This window comes from Paramesorhizobium deserti (genome assembly GCF_001558695.1).
GTDB classification, from domain to species: domain Bacteria; phylum Pseudomonadota; class Alphaproteobacteria; order Rhizobiales; family Rhizobiaceae; genus Paramesorhizobium; species Paramesorhizobium deserti.
In genome coordinates this window covers 767,726-786,593 of sequence record NZ_LNTU01000001.1, presented here as the reverse complement: position 1 = coordinate 786,593, position 18,868 = coordinate 767,726, and the positions used below count along the sequence as shown (strand labels likewise).

The following is an 18,868-nucleotide window of genomic DNA, read 5'->3' as shown; positions in this document are numbered from 1 at the left end:
ATCAACGAGACCATTGAAACGGATGTTGTGATTGTTGGCGCGGGGCCGGTCGGCCTGTTCGCCGTGTTCGAGCTGGGCCTTCTCGACCTGCGCGCCCATGTCATCGACATTCTCGATCGTCCGGGCGGACAATGCGCCGAGCTCTATCCGGAAAAGCCGATCTATGACATTCCCGGCCTGCCGGAGGTCACCGGCCAGGCGCTGACCGACAATCTTTTGAAGCAGATCGCGCCTTTCGATCCGCAGTTCCATTTCTCCACCATGGTGACGGCGCTTGAGCGTCAGGAAGACGGCCGTTTCCGCGTCGAGACCGATGCCGGTGAAACCTTCCTCACCAAGGTCATCGTCATCGCCGCCGGCGGCGGCTCCTTCCAGCCGAAGCGCCCGCCCGTGCCGGAGATCGAGCAGTACGAGGGCAAGAGCGTCTTCTACGCGGTACGCAAGATCGAGGCCTTCCGCGACCGTGACGTAGTCATCGTCGGCGGCGGCGACTCTGCCCTCGACTGGACGCTGAACCTCGAGCCGGTGGCAAAATCGGTGACGCTCGTCCACCGCCGCCCGGAGTTCCGCGCCGCGCCCGACAGCGTCAACAAGATGTGGGCGCTCGAGAAGGAAGGCCGCGTCAAGTTCCGCATGGGGCAGCTCGCGAGCCTCCATGGCGAGGATGGCGAGTTGTCGAAAGTAGTGCTCAAGGGCGCGGAAGGCGAGGAAGTGCTCGAAGCCGACCGGCTCCTGCCCTTCTTCGGCCTGACGATGAAGCTCGGCCCCATTGCCGATTGGGGCCTCAATCTCGATCAGAATTTGATCGCGGTCGATACCGAGAAGTTTGAGACGTCCGAGCCTGGCATCTTCGCCATCGGCGACATCAACACCTATCCGGGCAAGCTGAAGCTCATCCTTTCCGGCTTCCATGAGGCAGCCTTGATGTCACATGCGGCAAAACGCATCGTTGCACCCGGCGAGCGGATCATCTTCCAGTACACGACCTCGTCCACCTCCCTGCAGAAGAAACTGAAGGCGGCTTAATCACAGTGTCCGATACGCTTTTCATCCACGTTATCGACCAGAACGGCGAGCGCCACACGCTGGAGGCGCTCGAAGGCTTCCGCGTGATGGAGATCATCCGCGACTGGGGGATTGACATCAAGGCCGAGTGCGGCGGCGCCTGCGCCTGCGGCACCTGCCATGTCTATGTGGATGAGAACTGGCTGCCGAAGCTCTACGAGCCGCTCGATGAGGAGCAGGACCAGCTCGACCAGACCTTCCATGTCGAGGAGAATTCCCGCCTGTCCTGCCAACTGATCATGACGCCGGACCTGAACGGACTTGAGGTGACATTGGCGCCCGGCACGGGATCGGGCCGCGCCGCTGCATAGGGAATAGGGTGGACCTCCTCGGAGGAATCAAATTTCCTTACTCCCTTACCTCTGTTCAAATCTTTTCCACGAATGATTCCGTTTCCGTCCGAGATGGGGTAGAGCATGTCCGCACCCCACGGGCAGCGCTCTGCAGATCGCCCGGAACGGTGCAGAAGCATTCAGTGGAAAGGAAGCGGTCTTGATCCGGCACATTGTTTTTTTCAGCGCCAGGGAAGGGCAGGATCTCGAGGAAATGCGTGCCGGGCTGGAGCAACTTGGGACCATCCCCCATTCCGATCTGTTCGAGGTCCTGGAGAACACCAAGGTCGACCCGCTTTGCGACAGGATCGATCTCGTCGTCTACGCCGAATTTGCCGACGACGCGGCATTGGCGGCCTTCAAGGCTCACCCCGTCTACAGCGAGACCACCAAGTATGTGCGCCCGATGCGCGAATTGCGCTACTCGGCGGATGTGGTGTCGAAAGCTCGCTAAATCGAGTCAGAATTATTCGCGTGGCTTCATCGCGAGCGGCAGATTGCCGAAGAGATCGGGTTCGTCGCTGGTCTTCGCTCTTTCTATGGTCAATATCCGCAGCTTCGTCTCGGCGCCGCCATTGGCCGAGAAGCCGCCCGTCTTGCCGCCGGAGCCGAGCACGCGATGGCAGGGCACGACGACGGGGAAGGGGTTCTTGCCCAGCGCTTGTCCCACAGCCTGCGAAAGGCTGACATCGCCGATTCGCCGGGCGATCGCCCCGTAGGTCATGGTCTCGCCTGGCGGTATTTCGAGCGCAATTTCATAGACCTGCCGGTGAAGCGCCGGCAATCCTTCCATGTCGAGCGGAGCCTCGGACAAATCCACCCTCTCGCCTTCCAGCAGCGCGACGATGCGGTCGATCACATCCAGAATGGAGGCAGGCGCTGTCCGCTCCTGCGCCAGCGGGAACCGCTTCAGCAGCCTAGCACGCGTTGCCGCGGCGGTCGCCTCCGGCAGTTGCACGCCGACAATACCCTTTCCGCCCCAGGCGATGGCGCAGGGGCCTATAGCCGTCTCGAAACTGGTTATTCCAAGCGATTCCATGGTGTCGATCTTAACATGTTTCGCCAAATGATGTTGTTGAAGCCGGACAGGAATAATGTTTGTCTGGGCAAAAGGGTCGGTGATCGGGCTGATAAGGCGAGACATTTTTGCGGCTTCCGCCTAGAAATAACCACGGAAGCGGAAAAGCTTTCGAGTCGCGTGCCGGCTTGTGAATTGAGGATTGGAAATGGACGATTACGAAAGATATGCCACAGGGCTGCTGATCGTGTTCGGTGCGCTCATTATCGGTGGGCTAATGGCCGTCAACATTACGGTCGGCGACAAGCCGGGCTTCCTCTTTGCCCTTGGCGCGGCCATCGTGGCGTGGTTTTCGGCTTTCGCGGTGCTGTTCGACCGGCCGCGTCTCTATGGAATCATGATCGCGCTCGCGATCGCGCTCGTCGGGGCCTCTATTGGCGCCTACGTCACGTGAATCTCCGCATCCTCCGGTAAATCGTCGTCCGTCGGGAAAAGCTCCCGGTCGAGCAGGGTGCGCCCGAATGCGTAGACGAGTTCGGCCGCGCCATCATTCCCCTGGCCCTTGAGGCGGTTATAAATCTTGCCCGCCGCGTAGTTCATGCGCCGGGCGACGCTCGAGTCCGCCTCGTGCAGGATTTGCGCAAGGCAGATGGCGATCTCCATCATGCCGAGGGCAGTTTGTTCCGTACTTGGTCCGCTCATTCATCCCTCCCGTGAAACAGGGTCCGGTTTAACCTAACCCTATTGGGCACGAACGAAAAAGCCCCGGAAAAACCGGGGCTCTTAATTGGGAGATCATTCCCTATTTAGATATAGGGCGAGTAGCACTGGCGGCGTGGGCCGTTATAGGGCTGATAGGTATTGTCGTAAGCCCTGTAGGAGCGGTAGCGGTTATAGCACCAGCGCGTATGCGCATTGCCCGCCGCCGGACGGCGGTTATAGTACCGCGGCCGGTAGCGCGGAGTGTACCAGCCCCCGCCATAATAGGGGCGGTAATGCCGGCGGTGATGCCAGTGGCGGCGATGATGCCAGCGCCGGTCCCAGCGCGGATGGTGGCCCCAATGGCGGCGGTGATGCCAGCGCGGCCTGTGCCGATAATCACGATGCCGGTATTCGCGGTGCCGGACCATCTCGACCGGTCCGGAAGTGGCGGCCGGTTGCGGGTTGGCAACCGAAAGCGGGGCGGCATTCGCCGTTCCGATCGCGCTGGGAAGCCCCATGGCCAATGCCATCAGGACGGTGAGGACCGCCGAAATATGCGTTCTCATATTACCTCCTTCTGCGCCTTGCCGTGCCATACCCTCAATCGGAGCACAGGTGGCAATTCGCAGGAAACATGTCCCTTTCAATCCTCATTTGCAGAGAATTATGGCGCAGCGGTGATGGATTGACAGCATAAACCCGTGATTTTGGGTCACATTTTGCGCCGATGCTTCACAGATGGTTGAATTTTCCGCTGCCATTTGTCCCGTCGCCCGCCGCTTCTTGTTGACAGGATCAAAGCGCGCGGTGCTAATGGAGCGATCGAGGTTCCTTCGAGTCGGGCTGAGCATGATCCAGAAAAGTCTGCGACTTTTCGGATAAGAACAGGCGCTAAAACGGCGAGAAGGCTAAGAGGGAAGCCGGTGCGTGCTCTTATTCGGAGTGCAAGGCCGGCGCTGCCCCCGCAACTGTATGCGGCGAGCTGTTGTCGTTTCATCACGCCACTGATCTTTCGTGGATCGGGAAGGCCGGACAGCAGTGATGACCCGTGAGCCAGGAGACCTGCCCCGATAAGGGACGCGGAAGCGTCCGCTAGAGGTCAACGGGCGGGGTGTCCCGGTGTATCGCTTGCCCGGATGGTTTCAGACCATCACCCGTCCGGCATGTGTGCACCTGAATGTCCCCGCCACATCATCGGGGATTTTGATGCCGACTGCCGAACTGCAAGCCAAGACGACCGCCGAACGTCGCAATATCGCACAGAAATCGCCGGAGGAGATCTTCCTCGCCTGGCTTATATGGCTGCCGAAGGAGGCCGATATGGCCGCCGCCGCGGCGCAAGAGGTGCGCAAGCTCGATCTCTACCGCGGCAATCTGGCCGGGCCCCATCGATTGCGGGAGATGTTCGTTGCACTGATCGCTTCGCTGGCGGGGCCGGCCAGGCTGCGGAATTAAAGCCAGCCCAGAAAAGAAGCTATCCTCAGATGTCGTCACCCCCTTCCCGGTAGGGCGCGGGGCCGCTTTGTCATGCCCAAAATCCGGTGCGCTTAATTTGACATAAACATATCTTTATGTCATTAAATCCACTCACCTATCCGGTTGGCAGGCAGAGCAGGTAGTCAATTGCAATGAGTTCCATCGATGATCTCTTTGGCCCGGAAGCGCCAAAGCCGGACGGTTCGGAAGTGCTGGCGGCGCTGACCAAGGCCGCGCGGGAGCGTATCCTTATCCTCGATGGAGCGATGGGGACGCAGATCCAGGGGCTCGGCTTCCATGAGGAGCATTTCCGCGGCGAGCGCTTCGCCGCCTGCGAATGCCATCTGCAGGGCAACAATGATCTTCTGACGCTGACCCAGCCGGCGGCGATCGAGGAAATCCATTACGCCTATGCCATGGCCGGCGCCGATATCCTCGAAACCAACACCTTTTCCTCCACCTCTATCGCCCAGGCCGATTACGGCATGGAGGATATGGTCTATGAGCTGAACCGCGACGGCGCGCGGCTGGCCCGCCGCGCCGCGCTTCGGGCGGAACAGACCGATGGCCGCCGCCGCTTCGTCGCCGGCGCGCTGGGACCCACCAACCGCACCGCCTCCATCTCGCCCGACGTCAACAATCCGGGCTTCCGCGCCGTCACCTTCGATGATCTCAAACTCGCTTATGCGGAGCAAGTGAGGGGCCTCATCGATGGCGGGGCCGACATCATCCTGATCGAGACCATCTTCGATACGCTGAACGCCAAGGCGGCGGTCTTTGCCACGGAAGAAATCTTCGCGGAAAAGGGCGTCCGCCTGCCTGTCATGATATCAGGCACAATCACCGATCTCTCGGGCCGCACGCTTTCCGGCCAGACGCCGACGGCCTTCTGGTATTCGCTGCGCCATGCCCGGCCCTTCACCATCGGGCTCAACTGCGCGCTCGGCGCAAACGCCATGCGCGCCCATCTGGCGGAGCTATCGGGCATCGCCGATACCTTCGTCTGTGCTTATCCCAATGCCGGGCTGCCCAACGAGTTCGGCCAGTATGACGAAAGCCCCGAGGCGATGGCCGCGCAGATCGAGGACTTCGCCCGCGAGGGGCTGGTCAATGTCGTCGGCGGCTGCTGCGGCTCGACGCCCGACCATATCCGCGCCATCGCCGAAGCCGTTTCCCGGCACAAACCGCGCGCCATCCCCGAGGCTGAGCCGCTGATGCGGCTTTCCGGGCTGGAGCCGTTCACGCTGACCAAGGACATCCCCTTCGTCAATGTCGGCGAGCGCACCAATGTCACCGGCTCGGCCCGCTTCCGCAAGCTGATCACGGCGGGCGATTACGCTGCCGCGCTCGACGTCGCCCGCGACCAGGTGGAGAACGGCGCGCAAATCATCGACGTCAACATGGATGAGGGGCTGATCGATTCGCAGAAGGCGATGACCGAGTTCCTGAACCTCATCGCCGCCGAGCCGGATATCGCCCGCGTGCCCGTCATGATCGATTCCTCCAAATGGGAGGTGATCGAAGCGGGGCTCAAATGCGTGCAGGGCAAGCCGGTGGTCAACTCCATCTCGATGAAGGAGGGCGAGGAAGCCTTCCTGCATCACGCACTGCTCTGCCGCGCCTATGGCGCCGCGGTGGTCGTCATGGCCTTCGATGAGCAGGGACAGGCGGATACCGAGGCGCGCAAGGTGGAGATATGCACCCGCGCCTACAGGCTGCTGACGGAAAAAGTGGGCTTCCCGCCCGAAGACATCATCTTCGATCCGAATATCTTCGCCGTCGCCACCGGCATCGAGGAGCATAACAATTATGGCGTCGATTTCATCGAAGCCACGCGCGCGATTACCAAAACCTTGCCGCATGTCCATGTCTCCGGCGGTGTGTCGAACCTCTCCTTCTCCTTCCGCGGCAACGAGCCGGTGCGCGAGGCGATGCACGCCGTTTTTCTGTACCACGCCATTCAGGCGGGCATGGATATGGGCATCGTCAATGCCGGGCAGCTGGCGGTCTATGAATCGATCGAGCCGGAATTGCGCGAGGCCTGCGAGGATGTGGTGCTCAACCGCCGCCTTGATGCGACGGAGCGCCTCCTGGAACTCGCCGAGCGCTTCAAGGGCGGCGCCGGCAAGGAGGCTCGGGAGCGCGACCTTTCCTGGCGCGAATGGCCTGTCGAAAAGCGTCTGGAGCACGCGCTCGTCAACGGCATCACCGAATATATCGAGGCCGACACCGAGGAAGCGCGTCTCAAGGCCGAACGTCCGCTCCACGTCATCGAAGGGCCGCTGATGGCAGGGATGAATGTGGTGGGCGATCTGTTCGGCTCCGGCAAGATGTTCCTGCCGCAAGTGGTGAAATCCGCGCGCGTCATGAAGCAGGCGGTGGCGGTGTTGCTGCCCTACATGGAAGAGGAAAAGCGCCTGAACGGCGGCAGCGGCGAGCGCCAGAGCGCCGGCAAGGTGCTGATGGCGACCGTCAAGGGCGATGTGCATGACATCGGCAAGAACATTGTCGGCGTTGTGCTCGCCTGCAACAATTACGAGATCATCGATCTCGGCGTCATGGTGCCGGCGCAGAAGATCCTTCAGGTGGCGCGCGAGGAAAAGGTCGATATCATCGGCCTCTCCGGGCTGATCACACCGTCGCTCGATGAGATGGCGCATGTCGCCGCCGAGATGGAGCGCGAGGGCTTCGACATCCCGCTGCTGATCGGCGGCGCGACCACCAGCCGCGTGCATACGGCGGTCAAGATCCATCCGCGCTATGAGAAGGGCCAGACGGTCTATGTGGTGGATGCCAGCCGCGCCGTCGGCGTCGTCTCCAATCTTTTGTCGCCGGACATGCGGGAAAATTACATCCAGTCGGTCCGCGACGAATATGCCAAGGTTGCCGCCGCCCATGCGCGCAACGAGGCGGAAAAGCTCCGCCTGCCGCTCGCCCGCGCCAGGGCCAACGCGTTACTGATCGATTGGGACGCCTACACCCCGCCGAAGCCCAGCTTCCTCGGAACCCGCGCCTTCGAGAACTGGGATCTGGAGGAGTTGTCCCGCTATATCGACTGGACGCCCTTCTTCCAGACCTGGGAGCTGAAGGGCCGCTTCCCCGCCATTCTCGATGACGAGAAGCAGGGCGAAGCCGCGCGCCAGCTTTATGCGGATGCGAAGGCGATGCTGAAGAAGATCATCGACGAAAAATGGTTCCGTCCGCGCGCAGTCATCGGCTTCTGGCCGGCCAACAGCGTCGGCGACGACATCCGGCTCTTCACCGATGAGAGCCGCAAGCAAGACCTCGCTACCTTCTTCACCCTCCGCCAGCAGCTTTCCCGGCGCGGCGACAAGCCGAATGTGGCGCTCTCCGATTTCGTCGCGCCGCTCGGGATGAAGCCGGACTATCTCGGCGGCTTCGTCGTGACGGCGGGTATCGAGGAGGTGGCGATTGCCGAGCGCTTCGAGCGCGCCAATGACGATTATTCCTCGATCCTCGTCAAGGCGCTGGCCGACCGCTTCGCGGAAGCTTTCGCCGAATTGATGCATGAGCGCGTGCGCAAGGAGTTCTGGGGTTATGCGCCGGATGAAAGCCTGACCGGCGACGAGCTGATCGCCGAGGGCTATGAAGGCATCCGCCCCGCTCCGGGTTATCCCGCGCAGCCGGACCATACCGAGAAGGCGACGCTCTTCCGCCTGCTCGACGCGGAAAGGGCGGCGGGCGTGAGCTTGACCGAAGGCTATTCGATGTGGCCGGGCTCCTCCGTCTCGGGCCTCTACCTCGCCCATCCCGAAAGCTATTATTTCGGCGTCGCCAAGGTCGAGCGCGACCAGGTGGAAGACTACGCCGCCCGCAAGAAGATGGCCGTGAGTGAGGTGGAACGCTGGCTCGGGCCGATTCTCAATTATGTCCCCGGCGAGCGGGCCACATCGGTGGAAGCGGCGGAATAGAGCATGCACTCTCTGCCGTCATTCTCGGAACAGACCGAGTATGACGGAGGAAGTTCGACTGCTCCCGCTTCCGCGATTTCATGAAGCGCGCACCCGCCGCATTACCAATATTTAATCCTACTATTCATGTTTCATTCATGGCGTGAGAGCCATGTTGGGCGCGTCAAATTCGTGACACCCACAAAGGAAAATCAGGATGAAACGTCTTGTAATCGCTATCACTGCGCTGTCCATTCTGGCTCCCGCGACAGCCTTCGCCCAGCCGCAGCCGAAGCATGGCTACGAGCATCAGATCGTCAAGAAGCGCCATGACGACCGCCGCGATTTCCGCCGTCATAACGACCGGCGCCAGCACTGGACGCGAGGCAAGCAGCTGCCGCGCAGCTATCGCAGCCATGTGGTCCGCGATTATGGGCGTTACCATCTGCGCCGGCCGCCGCGCGGCCACCAGTGGGTGCGGGTGGACAACGATTATATCCTGATCAGCATCGCCAGCGGCGTAGTCGCCTCGATCGTGGCAGGCCGGTAGGCCCATCGATCCGGTTCCGCGTCCCGGAACTGCTTCCAAGTCTCCCAAGACGAACGGACCAAGGATGAAGGCGGTCGTGAGACCGCCTTCATCCGTTTCCCGCCCGGAGTTTCTACCACTTGACCTTGAACCCCGCATTGCCGGCGAATTTATAGCTGTCGCCAGGATGGGTGAGGCCCGTTCTCGCGCTGAGGGTGCCGAACAGCACATAGCGGTCGTCGTTCCAGTTATAGGTGCCGCCGGCGCCGATCTCGGCCCAGGTCTTCTCCTCGCTGTTCTCGAGCGGATGGCCCGAGATTTTCACCTTGATCTCGTCGAGGAACTCCTGATGGAGATTGGCGATGCCGTAGAGATCGGCGCGCCGCCCATAGCCCTCTGCGTCCTGCCAGGCCGTCTGGTAGTTGGCCGCCAGGCCGAGGCGGGCGGTCAGCTTGGCGTTGCGGTCGAAGGCCACCCGCGCGCCATAGGGATCGGTGAAGTCGTCGAGCATGGCCTGGACATAGGTGAGCTGGGCCTGGGGGGTCAGCGTCCAGCTGTCGGTGAGGCTGTAGCGCAGGCCGGTTTCGCTGGAGAGCGCATAGCCCAGGGCCTTGTCGCCGTCGAGGAGGGTGCGGCCGAGGGTTGAGGAGTTGAGATCGCTGTCGAACCAGGTGATCTGGGTCTGGCCGTCGAGATAATAGCCGCTGTCGTCATACCAGGTGAGCGCGCCGCCCAGGCCGTAGCCGCTGGTTTCGATCTTGCCGTCGCCATAGAAGGCCTCGATATCGGCCGAGGCATTGCCATAGCTGACCCAGATGCTGCCGATCAGCCTGCCGCGCTCGTCCTCGTGGAACTGGCCGTCGATGCCGATCTGCCCCTTCCACAGGTCGATGTCGTATTCGGCCCCGGTGGTAGATGTGTCGGGCCGGTGATGGGCATGGGCGGCCTCGATGCGGTTCCAGATCAGGACGCCGGTCTCGAGGAAGGCCTGGGCCGGTCCGCTCTCGGGCGGGTAGGGAACGGCTTCGTCGGGGATGCCCGGGCCGTCGCCCTGCGGGATGGGCATGTGGCCGGCCCCGGCCCAGTAGCGGTTGCCGGTGCGCTCGGCGAGGGTGGGCAGCGTGTTGAGGTGGTTGAGCACCTGGCCGTAGACCTCGTAGAGGGGTGCGCCGGGCTGGAAGATATATTCGCTGCGCAGGTACCAGTCGCCGTCGCGGGAGGTGGGGGAGGCGAGGCCGTTCTTGTGCAGCGTGTAGGCATAGGCGCCGCCGACGACGGCGCTCTTGCCGTCCTTGGTGGTGTAGTCGCCGATGAGTGCGAAGGTGCCGTCCGACTGGCCGCCGACATCGATGATCTTGATGCCGTCCTCGGTCTGGGCGCCGAGCCCGCCGCGGTTGAGCACCCGGACCTTCGAGGCGCCGGAGGTGTTGCCGGTGATGACCAGCAAGTCGGTTTGCGAGGCGTCGTCGCCGAGCACGGTGTTGAGCCTGACGACGCCGTCATTGCCGGCATAGTCGCCCTGGATGGTGAGGGTGCCCAGATCCTTGCCGCCATTGCCGGGGGCGATGGTGCCGGCATTGACGGTGGAGCCGACCATGCCCTCGCCCTGCAGCATGCCGCCGGCAAGCACGTTCATCATCCCGCCGAGCCCGCGGTCGACCTGCAGCACGCCAGCGTGGATATTGGTGGTGCCGGTGAAGCCAGCATTTTCGGCCGTCAGAATGGTGGTGCCCCTGCCGATCTGCTCTAGCGTGCCAGGACCGGTGAGGATATTGTCGGCGGTGAAGATGTCGGAGCGGTTGAAGGCGAGCAGCCCGTCGATCGCGATGCCCCCTTTGACGCTGCCTGATGTGCCGCCGCTGCCGAGCTGCAATGCGCTGCCCTTGGCGATTTGCGTGCCGCCGGTATATTCGTTGTCGCCCGAGAATATCTGCCTGCCGCCGGTGACGGCAAGCCCGCCGGCGCTGTCGATGACGCCTTCGAAGTCGTCATTTTGCGCAGCGGTGATGACGAGCCCCTTGTCCCCCAGATGGACGCGGCCGTCGCGCCCGCCGGACAGGGCCTTGATCGCGGTGGTGTCGGTGGCGATGCCGGATATGTCGAAGCTGCCGTCCGCCGTCACCCCGCTTGACGCGCCGATGTCGCCGGCGCCGGTGAGCGCCAGTGTGCCTTGGCTGATGATGCTCCTGCCGGCATAGCTCTCCGCTGCCGCCAGGCTGAGCCGCCCCGTGCCGGTTTTGATCAGCGCGCCCGGCCCGTCGATGCTGCCGGTGAGCGTGGTGTTGAAACCCTGTGTGTCTATGGTGTTCTCGGCCGCCGCCAGCGTGATGGCGTGAGCCGTCTCGAAGGACGCGCCTGATTGCAATGTGCCGCCATTCAACGTCACATGACTCGTGGCGTCGCCGAGATTGGCGGCGGAGGCGACATTGAGAATGCCAGCGTTGATCTCGGTGCCGCCCTTATAGCTGTTGGCGCCCCGCAGCATGGTCGTGCCTGTTCCGGCCTGCACCACCTTGCCGTCGCCGGAGATGGCGGCGCCGAGCGTCAGGCTGTTGGAGCGGTTGGCGACGAGGCTGGTGCCGCCGGCAAGCGCCACCGCGCCGGCGATGCTGCCCGATGTGCCGCCGTCGCCGAGCTGCAGCACACCGCCCTCGACGGAGGTGCCGCCGCTGTAGCTGTTCTCGCCGGTCAGCACCAGCCTGCCGAGATCGGCCTTGACGAGCTTCGCCGTGCCGGTGAGGCGGGACGCGATGGTGGCGTCGTAATTGGCCCCGGCCGTGGTGCCGTCGCCGACCCGGATCGTCGCCGGGTCCTCACCCAGCGCGATGTCGCCGCCCTTGACGACATAGCCGTCCACGGCGAACTGCATGCCGCCGGAGCGCACATTGCCTTTGCTGTTGTCGACGGTCACCGTGCCGGCCTTGCCGGTGAAGATAGCGAAATTGTTGTCAGTGTAGGGCACGTTGACCCGGCCCGTCTTCTCGGTCCAGTTGTCGTTGCCGCCGTCGGCCTGCCAGACGCCGTCGCCGCCCTCGATCTTGCCATTGTTGCGCGCCCCGCCCGCCCCGTCCCAGAAATTGGCGCTGGCACCGACATAGCTGATCAGGTTGACCTGGTGGTCGACCGAGGTCTGGATGAAATAATCGCCTGACGGACGGGTGCCGAGCGTGACGCCGTTGTCGGTCAGCGTGCCGGCATAGTTGATCAGCCGGTAGAGACCGGGCACGGGGAAGTTGGCGCCGGAGCTGTTGTTGATGTTGATGGTGCCGTCGAGCGTCAGGTCGCCGCCGACATTGACCGCCAGCACGTTGGCCGGCGCGCCGCCGGCTGCCTGGCCATAGGAATAGTTGATCGTGGAGGTCTGCTGCAGCGAGAGATCGCCCTTGATCGTCAGCGCCCGCGCGCCGCCGGCATCGCTGGAGACCTGCAGGATGCCGCCGTCGCCAATCGCGACATCACCGCCGACCACGCCTTTGCCGGAAAGCATCGCGCCGTTGTCGACGCTCACGCGCCCCGTCGCCGCCAACTGGTTGCCGTCGATGATCAGGCTGCCGGCGCTGACCTTGGTCTCGCCCTTGTAGGTGTTCTTTCCCGTCAGGGTCAGTGCGCCAGAGCCGGTCTTCGTCAAGCCGCCGGCGCCGTCGATGATGCCGTCTATGCCGCTCTGATAGGCCATGGTGTCGATCGTGCCGTTGCCGGCGGCGAGCGTAATATTGTGCTTCATGGCGAAGGCCGCGCCGAATTGCAGCCCCCCGCCGTCGAGCGTCACGCCGCCCGACAGATCGCCCAGATTGGCGTCGGAGGAGACGTTGACGAGTCCTTCCTTCACGACTGTTCCGCCCGTATAGGTGTTGATCCCCGTCAGCGTCAGCGTGCCGGCATCCTTCTTGATAATCCCGCCGCCGCCCGAGACGACGCCACCATAGGCACCGTTGTCGGTCTGCAGGAACTGCACCGAGCCATTGTCGTTGTGCACCTGTGACGGCAGGCTCTGGGCGCGCGCCGCCAGGGTCGCGCCGGGATCCACGGTGATGATGCCCGCGGCGCTGGAATTGTTTCCGGTCAGCACCAGCGTGCCTTCCTTGATGTCGACCTTGGTGAGACCGGCAATCGAGCCGCTCAGCGTCCAGGTGCCGGTGCCCTGCTTGGTGAACTCCTCGAAGCCGTCGAGATTGCCGGCCATGACATCGTCGCCATCCCCTTCCAAGAAGATCTGGTCTGTCCCGCCGCTGCCATCCATGCTGCCGGTGATGATGGAGCCGGCGAAAAGGTGCAGGATATCATCGCCGCCTGCAAAGAGCAGATTGCCTTCGATCCGGCCCTTGTTGATGAATTCCGTGCGGCCACTTCCGCTGGTGCCAATCACGTTGCCCCCGGTTGGCCCTCCAGACACTCCGGTACTTATCACACCAGTCTCGTTATTGATGATGGTATTGAGCCCGGCCGTGGAGTTCTCAAAAAAGATGGCTGCTGTGTAAGCGGAATAGATTCGGCCATTGTTGATGATTGTGGTTCCTTCACCGGTATAGTTGATCGCTTCCGCATTCCCCGCGGTCCCAAGATTCTCGACCGCCGCACCTTCCTCTATCGTAATCGTTCCGTTGCTGAGGAAATCGATAGTGTTGGTGCCCAAGGAGTTGGGGCCGAATATTCCCTGTGTGTTTGTAGTGCTGCTGACGGTTGCACCACTCTTCACTATGATGTTTACGTTGTTGCCGAGCGAGATGGCGTTGTATTCGCTGACATTGATCTGCGAGCCGGACTCGACGATGACGATCCGGTTGTCTTCTGTCGCGCCGCCGACACCTATCGTTTGGGTATAGGGATTGGGCGCAGAGGTATCGCAGCTCGTCGTCAGGCCAGACGTGATGCAGTTTGCCTGCGACGGCGTCGGCAGGAGAACCGCTGCACCGATGACCGATACGGCTGAAACTGACGACAATAATTTTTTCTTGTTGAACAGATAACGGGAAATCAAGGCAGCCTCCGACGATGCTGGATTCGGGTTCAAAAAACGCGGAGAACAACTGGAAATGGTGTGCCGATCACGCCATATGCTTGGGTGGCGATTCGGCTGAAGCACGGAACATGTTGATTAAATGGGGGAAATGTGGCCCTGTGTCTTTCCGGAAACGATGGAATTTCCAGAATTCAGGCAGCGCTGGTAGAACTTTTAATTCTGGATATCTGCTTATATCGCCCAGAAGTTGCATATGTGCAACAGCCCCGAAGCCGGGCAGGGGAGAAAAGGGATCGGATTTTCGCCCGTAGGGAACCGGAGCAAATGCGGTCTGGCAGCCTGGGGCTGGAAAGGTCAGGGCATGCCGAGGGCGCGTTGCCGCGCGCCGATGATGTGGCGCTCCAGTGCCGCCGCCCCGGCATCCGCGTCGCGCTTTTCGATCTCGGCGATAATGCCAAGATGCTCGTGCATGACAGGGACGACATGGCCGTCGATCCGGATCAGCTCCTGGCGGATGAGGCGGATCTTCAGCGAGTTCACCCGGTAGGTGCTGGTGACGATCTCGTTGCCGAGTGATTCGATCAACAGGTCGTGGAAGCCCCAATCGACGCCCTGGGCGTCGTTGACGATATCCGCCGTCGTGCCTTCCGCTTCGACCCGCTTGAGAATGGCCTCGTGGCTGTCCCGGATCGCGGCAATGGCTTCGTCGCTCGCCGTCGTGGTGAAATGCCGGATGGCTTCCTTCTCCAGGATCAGGCGGAACTGATAGGCGTCGCGCACCAGGCTGTAGTCGATCGGCGCGATCTGCATGCCGCGCTGCGGAATGGTGGTGATCAGCCCTTCCGCCTCGAGCCGCGGCACGAGTTCCCGGATCGCGCCGAGCGGCATCTGCGTCAGTGCGACGAGCTCGCGCTGGGAGACGAACTGGCCGGGACGGATGTCGCTTGCCAGGAGATGGCGCGTGAACGAACGGTAAGCCTGATCGCGCTGTTTGGTGGACCCGCCGTCGTCGCTGCGCATCTCAATTCCCCATTTCGTTTCAGGCCGCGTTTCGTGTCATGATGGCCCGCAGGCTTTTCACCAGCGAGTCGGCCGCGCCATTGGCATCGACCAGCGGCGCCCGCACTTTCGACCAACCCGCATGACCCGACATATGCGCCATCAGCACCTTGATGGCCGGAACGACGGGATAGCGCAAGACCAGTTCGACGAGCGCGTTGATGCGCGGGTCGTCACGGCCGTCTACGGCAAGGCCGCGCACTTCCGCCGGGAAGAGATTGGCGATGCCGGAGATCGCGCCCTGGCCGCCGCGCCGGACGGCAGCGGCGAGATGACGCTCGTCGCCCACCAGGATGGCGATATCGCCATGCGCATCGAGCAGCTTTTCCGTATAACTCCAGTCGCCGCCGGAATCCTTCACGCCCGTGATCACGCCGCCGAAAGCCGCACGCAGCCGCGCCAGCACATCGTGCGAGACCGTCACCGAGGTGACGGAAGGGATGTTGTAGAGAATGGCGTCGCGCGCATCCGGCCCGATCCTTTCCAGGAGACCGGCATACCAGCCGAACACGCCGTCGTCGCTCACGCTCTTGAAATAGAAGGGCGGCGGCAGGAGCAGCGCCTTGCAGCCGAAATCGAGCGCCGCACGGCATTGGCGCACCGCATCGTCCACCGCCGTCGCGGCGATGCAGGTGACGACCTGATCGGGCTTTACCGCGGTCCGTCCGAGTTGGTCGAGCACCTGGCCGCGCTCGCCCGCACTGATCGATGCGCCTTCACCGGTGGTGCCGAACACCGTGATGCTGTCGCAGCCACCCTCGATACTGGCGGCGGCGTGGTCGCCGAGCCTTGCCAGATCGATGCTCCCATCGCGGTTGAAGGGGGTTGCCAGTGCGGCGGAAAGGCCGAATCTCTCAAGTGCAGTCACGTTGCGTTTCCTGTTGATTTAGAACTAACATGTTACTGCGTGTTTTTTATGTTGCAAGAGGGCGAATGCCGTGTAACATAAATTATTGGATGGCCGACATCTCGGGTGGGAGACCCTTTGCCGGTTCTGTATATGGATTGGGAAACGTTCAGGGAGGAAATGATGAAGATAACCAGACGCACTGCGCTGATCGCCGCAGCGGGCGCATTCATGGCTGGCGCCGTGCCCGCCTTTGCCGCCGATGCGATCAAGCTGCGCATCTCCACGCCCGCAGTCGAGTCCGACTGGCATGCCAAGATGCTGCCGGTCTTCAAGGACGAGCTGGAAAAGCTGGCGCCGGGCCAGTTCGATGTCGAAATCCACCTGAATGCGACGCTCTTCAAGCAGGGCACCGAGCCGACCGCCATGCAGCGCGGCAATCTCGACATGGCGATGATCTCCGCGCAGGACATCGCCAAGCAGATCCCCGCATGGTCGGTCTTCACCGCCGGTTACCTGATCCGCGATCCCGAACATCAGAAAAACGTGTTCCGTGGCGAGATCGGCAAGGAATTCTATGGCATGGTCGAGGATCAGATGGGCATCAAGATTCTCGATGTCGGCTATCTCGGCACGCGGCAGCTCAATCTGCGTGGCGACAAGAAGATCGAGACTCCGGATGATCTGAGCGGCGTCAAGCTGCGCATGCCGGGCTCCGATGCCTGGCAGTTCCTCGGCTCCGCGTTGGGTGCGAGCCCCGTTTCGATCGCCTTCGGCGAGATCTACACCGCGCTGCAGACTGGCGTCGCCGACGGCCAGGATAATCCGCTGCCGACCGACAAGGCGGCCAAGTTCTATGAGGTCACCAAGCAGATCGTCATGACCAACCATCTGGTCGACGCCGTCTTCCTGTCGATGTCGGAGAAGACCTGGGACAAGCTCTCCGACGACCAGAAGACGAAGGTAACCGAGGCGGCACAGAAGGCGATCGCCTATAATGACGAGAACCGGATCAAGGACGAGGCGGAGCTGGTCGAATTCTTCAAGGGGCAGGGGCTCTCGGTCTACGACCCGAACCGCGAGGCCTTCCGTGAGCGGGTGCAGAAGGCCTATCAGGGCTCCGAGTTCGCCAAGAGCTGGCCTGAGGGCATCGTCGACAAGATCAACGCCGTCAAATAAGGCGGGATGATGCTGTCCAGGGCGCGCAAGCTCGCCGAAATCGTGGCCGTGGCGCTGCTCACGGCCATGTTCGTCGCCTTCCTTCTCCAGATATTCATGCGCTATATCGTCAACCAGCCGCTCGGCTGGACGTCCGAGGCATGCGTCATTCTCTATATCTGGACCGTCTTCTGGACATCCGCCTTTCTTCTCGATGAAAGCGAACATGTCAGCTTCTCGATGTTAAGCGATGCGGTAAGTCCGGGTGCGCGCCGTGTGCTCACCATCATCGGCCACGTCATATTGGGGCTGGCCTTTGCCAGCGCGCTTCCGGCGATCGTCGACTATGTCAGCTTCATGAAGATCGATTCAACGCCGGTGACACGCATCCGCTTCGATCTCGTCTATTCCATTTTCCCGGTTTTTGCCGCCGCCGTCGTCATCCGTTCGGTGCTGGCGCTTTATCGCGCCGTCCGCGGCCGGGACGAAAGCCCGTCGCATACCCCGGAGGCCTTATGAGCACCGCCTTTCTCGTTGCGCTCGCGGGCTTCTTCATCCTCGCCGGCGCCAATGTGCCGATCGCCTTCGCCATGTTCGCGGCGGCGATCGCCTATCTCTTCGCCACCGGCCAGGACGTGGCGCTGGTCGCCGAGCAGAGCCTCAACGGGCTTTTCGATTCCTTCGTGCTCCTGTCCGTGCCGCTGTTCATCCTCGCTGCAAATTTCATGAATGCCGGCAGCATCAGCGACCGGCTGCTTGCTTTCTGCGTGGCGCTGGTCGGCCGCTTTCACGGCGGTCTCGGCCAGGTCAATGTGGTGGCGAGCCTCATCTTCTCCGGCATGTCCGGCTCGGCGATTGCGGACGCCGCAGGCATCGGCCGGGTCATCATCGACATGATGCGCAAGAACGATCGCTATCCCGCCGGCTATGCGGCCGCGCTCACGGCGGCATCAGCCGTCATCGGCCCGATCGTCCCGCCTTCGATCCCCATGGTTCTCTATGCGCTGATCTCAGGCTCGTCGGTCGGCTATCTCTTCCTCGGCGGCATCATCCCGGGTTTGATCATCGCCGCCTGCCTGATGGCGATCAACTGGTATATGGCGGTGAAGCGTGGCTTCCCTGCCGACGAGGTGGTGCCGCTCAAGGCGATGCCGAAGACCACGGCCCGTGCTTTCCCGGCGCTCCTGATGCCGGTGATCCTGCTCGCCGGCATCTATGGCGGCGCCACCACGCCGACGGAAGCGGCGGCAATCGCCGCCGCCTATGCACTCCTCCTCGCGACGTTCTTCTACCGCTCGCTGAGTCTGCGTGAGTTCTACCGCATGGTGCTCGATTCGGCGCGCTCCACATCGGTCGTCGGCATGATCATCGCCTCGGCGCTGGTGCTGAACTATGTCGTCGCCAGCGAGAACATCCCCGGCCTCGTCGCCGAAAAGCTGAACGGCCTGGAGATATCGCCTATCCTGTTCCTGATCGGCGTCAACATCATTTTTCTGCTGCTCGGCTGCCTGTTTGATGCGGCGACGCTGCTGCTCGTCGTCGTGCCGCTCTTCCTGCCAGCCGCGCGCCAGCTGGGCATCGATCCCGTCCATCTTGGCGTGGTTCTCGTCGTCAACATCATGATCGGGCTGGTGACGCCGCCCTACGGCGTGCTGCTCTTTGTCATCAATGCGGTGACGGGCATACCGCTTGGCAAGATCATCCGGGAGATATGGCCTTTCCTGGTGATCCTGCTCGCAGCGCTGCTGGTCATGATCGTCTTCCCGGAAACGGTGCTCTTCCTGCCGCGCCTCTTCGGCTATCAGTGAGGT

The 18,868-nt window shown here is 62.3% G+C and carries 16 protein-coding genes and 1 riboswitch; of the genes, 10 read left to right on the top strand and 6 right to left on the bottom strand.

Annotation, left to right across the window (positions count from 1 at the left end):
- The 3 genes from ATN84_RS03700 (at position 1) to ATN84_RS03690 (ending at position 1,851) form a co-directional block, all read left to right on the top strand.
- Positions 1-1,026 carry an NAD(P)/FAD-dependent oxidoreductase gene (locus ATN84_RS03700; RefSeq protein WP_082766129.1) on the top strand — a complete coding sequence of 342 codons (1,026 nt, stop codon included), beginning with the start codon at positions 1-3 and terminating at the stop codon, positions 1,024-1,026.
- A gap of 5 nt (positions 1,027-1,031) precedes the next feature.
- The gene (locus ATN84_RS03695; RefSeq protein WP_068880145.1) at positions 1,032-1,376 is read left to right on the top strand and encodes a 2Fe-2S iron-sulfur cluster-binding protein; all 345 of its coding nucleotides are present in this window, start codon (positions 1,032-1,034) and stop codon (positions 1,374-1,376) included.
- Positions 1,377-1,557: 181 nt separating this feature from the next.
- A complete protein-coding gene (locus ATN84_RS03690) occupies positions 1,558-1,851 on the top strand; it encodes a Dabb family protein (RefSeq protein WP_068880144.1) in 294 nt (97 codons plus the stop codon).
- Positions 1,852-1,863: 12 nt separating this feature from the next.
- Here the strand turns inward: ATN84_RS03690 and ATN84_RS03685 are convergent, their stop codons facing one another.
- Complete coding sequence (locus ATN84_RS03685; RefSeq protein ID WP_068880862.1) at positions 1,864-2,436, bottom strand: methylated-DNA--[protein]-cysteine S-methyltransferase; 573 nt, start codon at positions 2,434-2,436, stop codon at positions 1,864-1,866.
- A gap of 187 nt (positions 2,437-2,623) precedes the next feature.
- Between ATN84_RS03685 and ATN84_RS03680 the strand changes: the two genes are divergently transcribed.
- A complete protein-coding gene (locus ATN84_RS03680; RefSeq protein ID WP_068880143.1) occupies positions 2,624-2,869 on the top strand; it encodes a hypothetical protein in 246 nt (81 codons plus the stop codon).
- On the opposite strand, the gene ATN84_RS03675 is transcribed toward ATN84_RS03680, so the two are convergent.
- Positions 2,857-3,117: a hypothetical protein gene (locus ATN84_RS03675; RefSeq protein ID WP_153020081.1), complete on the bottom strand. Its 261-nt coding sequence runs from the start codon at positions 3,115-3,117 to the stop codon at positions 2,857-2,859. The genes ATN84_RS03680 and ATN84_RS03675 overlap by 13 nt on opposite strands.
- Positions 3,118-3,221: 104 nt before the next feature.
- Positions 3,222-3,683, bottom strand: coding sequence for a BA14K family protein (locus ATN84_RS03670; protein WP_068880141.1), 462 nt, complete (start codon positions 3,681-3,683; stop codon positions 3,222-3,224).
- A gap of 321 nt (positions 3,684-4,004) precedes the next feature.
- Positions 4,005-4,184: riboswitch (cobalamin riboswitch) on the top strand.
- Between the two features lie 139 nt (positions 4,185-4,323).
- Between ATN84_RS03670 and ATN84_RS03665 the strand changes: the two genes are divergently transcribed.
- The 3 genes from ATN84_RS03665 (at position 4,324) to ATN84_RS03655 (ending at position 9,054) form a co-directional block, all read left to right on the top strand.
- On the top strand, positions 4,324-4,572 hold the full coding sequence (locus tag ATN84_RS03665; RefSeq protein ID WP_068880140.1) for a hypothetical protein: 249 nt from the start codon (positions 4,324-4,326) through the stop codon (positions 4,570-4,572).
- 173 nt (positions 4,573-4,745) lie between these two features.
- On the top strand, positions 4,746-8,525 hold the full coding sequence (gene metH / locus ATN84_RS03660) for a methionine synthase (protein ID WP_068880139.1): 3,780 nt from the start codon (positions 4,746-4,748) through the stop codon (positions 8,523-8,525).
- Positions 8,526-8,721: 196 nt separating this feature from the next.
- Positions 8,722-9,054 (top strand): RcnB family protein, encoded by a 333-nt coding sequence (locus ATN84_RS03655; RefSeq protein WP_068880138.1) that lies wholly within the window; start codon positions 8,722-8,724, stop codon positions 9,052-9,054.
- 112 nt (positions 9,055-9,166) lie between these two features.
- Here the strand turns inward: ATN84_RS03655 and ATN84_RS03650 are convergent, their stop codons facing one another.
- From ATN84_RS03650 to ATN84_RS03640, 3 genes are all read right to left on the bottom strand, one after another.
- Positions 9,167-13,975: an autotransporter outer membrane beta-barrel domain-containing protein gene (locus ATN84_RS03650; RefSeq protein WP_153020080.1), complete on the bottom strand. Its 4,809-nt coding sequence runs from the start codon at positions 13,973-13,975 to the stop codon at positions 9,167-9,169.
- 372 nt (positions 13,976-14,347) lie between these two features.
- Positions 14,348-15,013 (bottom strand): GntR family transcriptional regulator, encoded by a 666-nt coding sequence (locus ATN84_RS03645; protein WP_068880136.1) that lies wholly within the window; start codon positions 15,011-15,013, stop codon positions 14,348-14,350.
- Between the two features lie 19 nt (positions 15,014-15,032).
- The gene (locus ATN84_RS03640; protein WP_153020079.1) at positions 15,033-15,920 is read right to left on the bottom strand and encodes a dihydrodipicolinate synthase family protein; all 888 of its coding nucleotides are present in this window, start codon (positions 15,918-15,920) and stop codon (positions 15,033-15,035) included.
- Between the two features lie 162 nt (positions 15,921-16,082).
- Between ATN84_RS03640 and ATN84_RS03635 the strand changes: the two genes are divergently transcribed.
- From ATN84_RS03635 to ATN84_RS03625, 3 genes are read left to right on the top strand one after another with little or no spacing between them, the layout of a single operon-like run.
- Positions 16,083-17,078: a sialic acid TRAP transporter substrate-binding protein SiaP gene (locus tag ATN84_RS03635; protein WP_068880861.1), complete on the top strand. Its 996-nt coding sequence runs from the start codon at positions 16,083-16,085 to the stop codon at positions 17,076-17,078.
- A gap of 6 nt (positions 17,079-17,084) precedes the next feature.
- Positions 17,085-17,576 carry a TRAP transporter small permease gene (locus ATN84_RS03630; RefSeq protein ID WP_068880134.1) on the top strand — a complete coding sequence of 164 codons (492 nt, stop codon included), beginning with the start codon at positions 17,085-17,087 and terminating at the stop codon, positions 17,574-17,576.
- Positions 17,573-18,865 carry a TRAP transporter large permease gene (locus ATN84_RS03625; protein ID WP_068880133.1) on the top strand — a complete coding sequence of 431 codons (1,293 nt, stop codon included), beginning with the start codon at positions 17,573-17,575 and terminating at the stop codon, positions 18,863-18,865. Before ATN84_RS03630 ends, ATN84_RS03625 begins: the two co-directional genes overlap by 4 nt.
- Positions 18,866-18,868 lie beyond the last annotated feature (3 nt).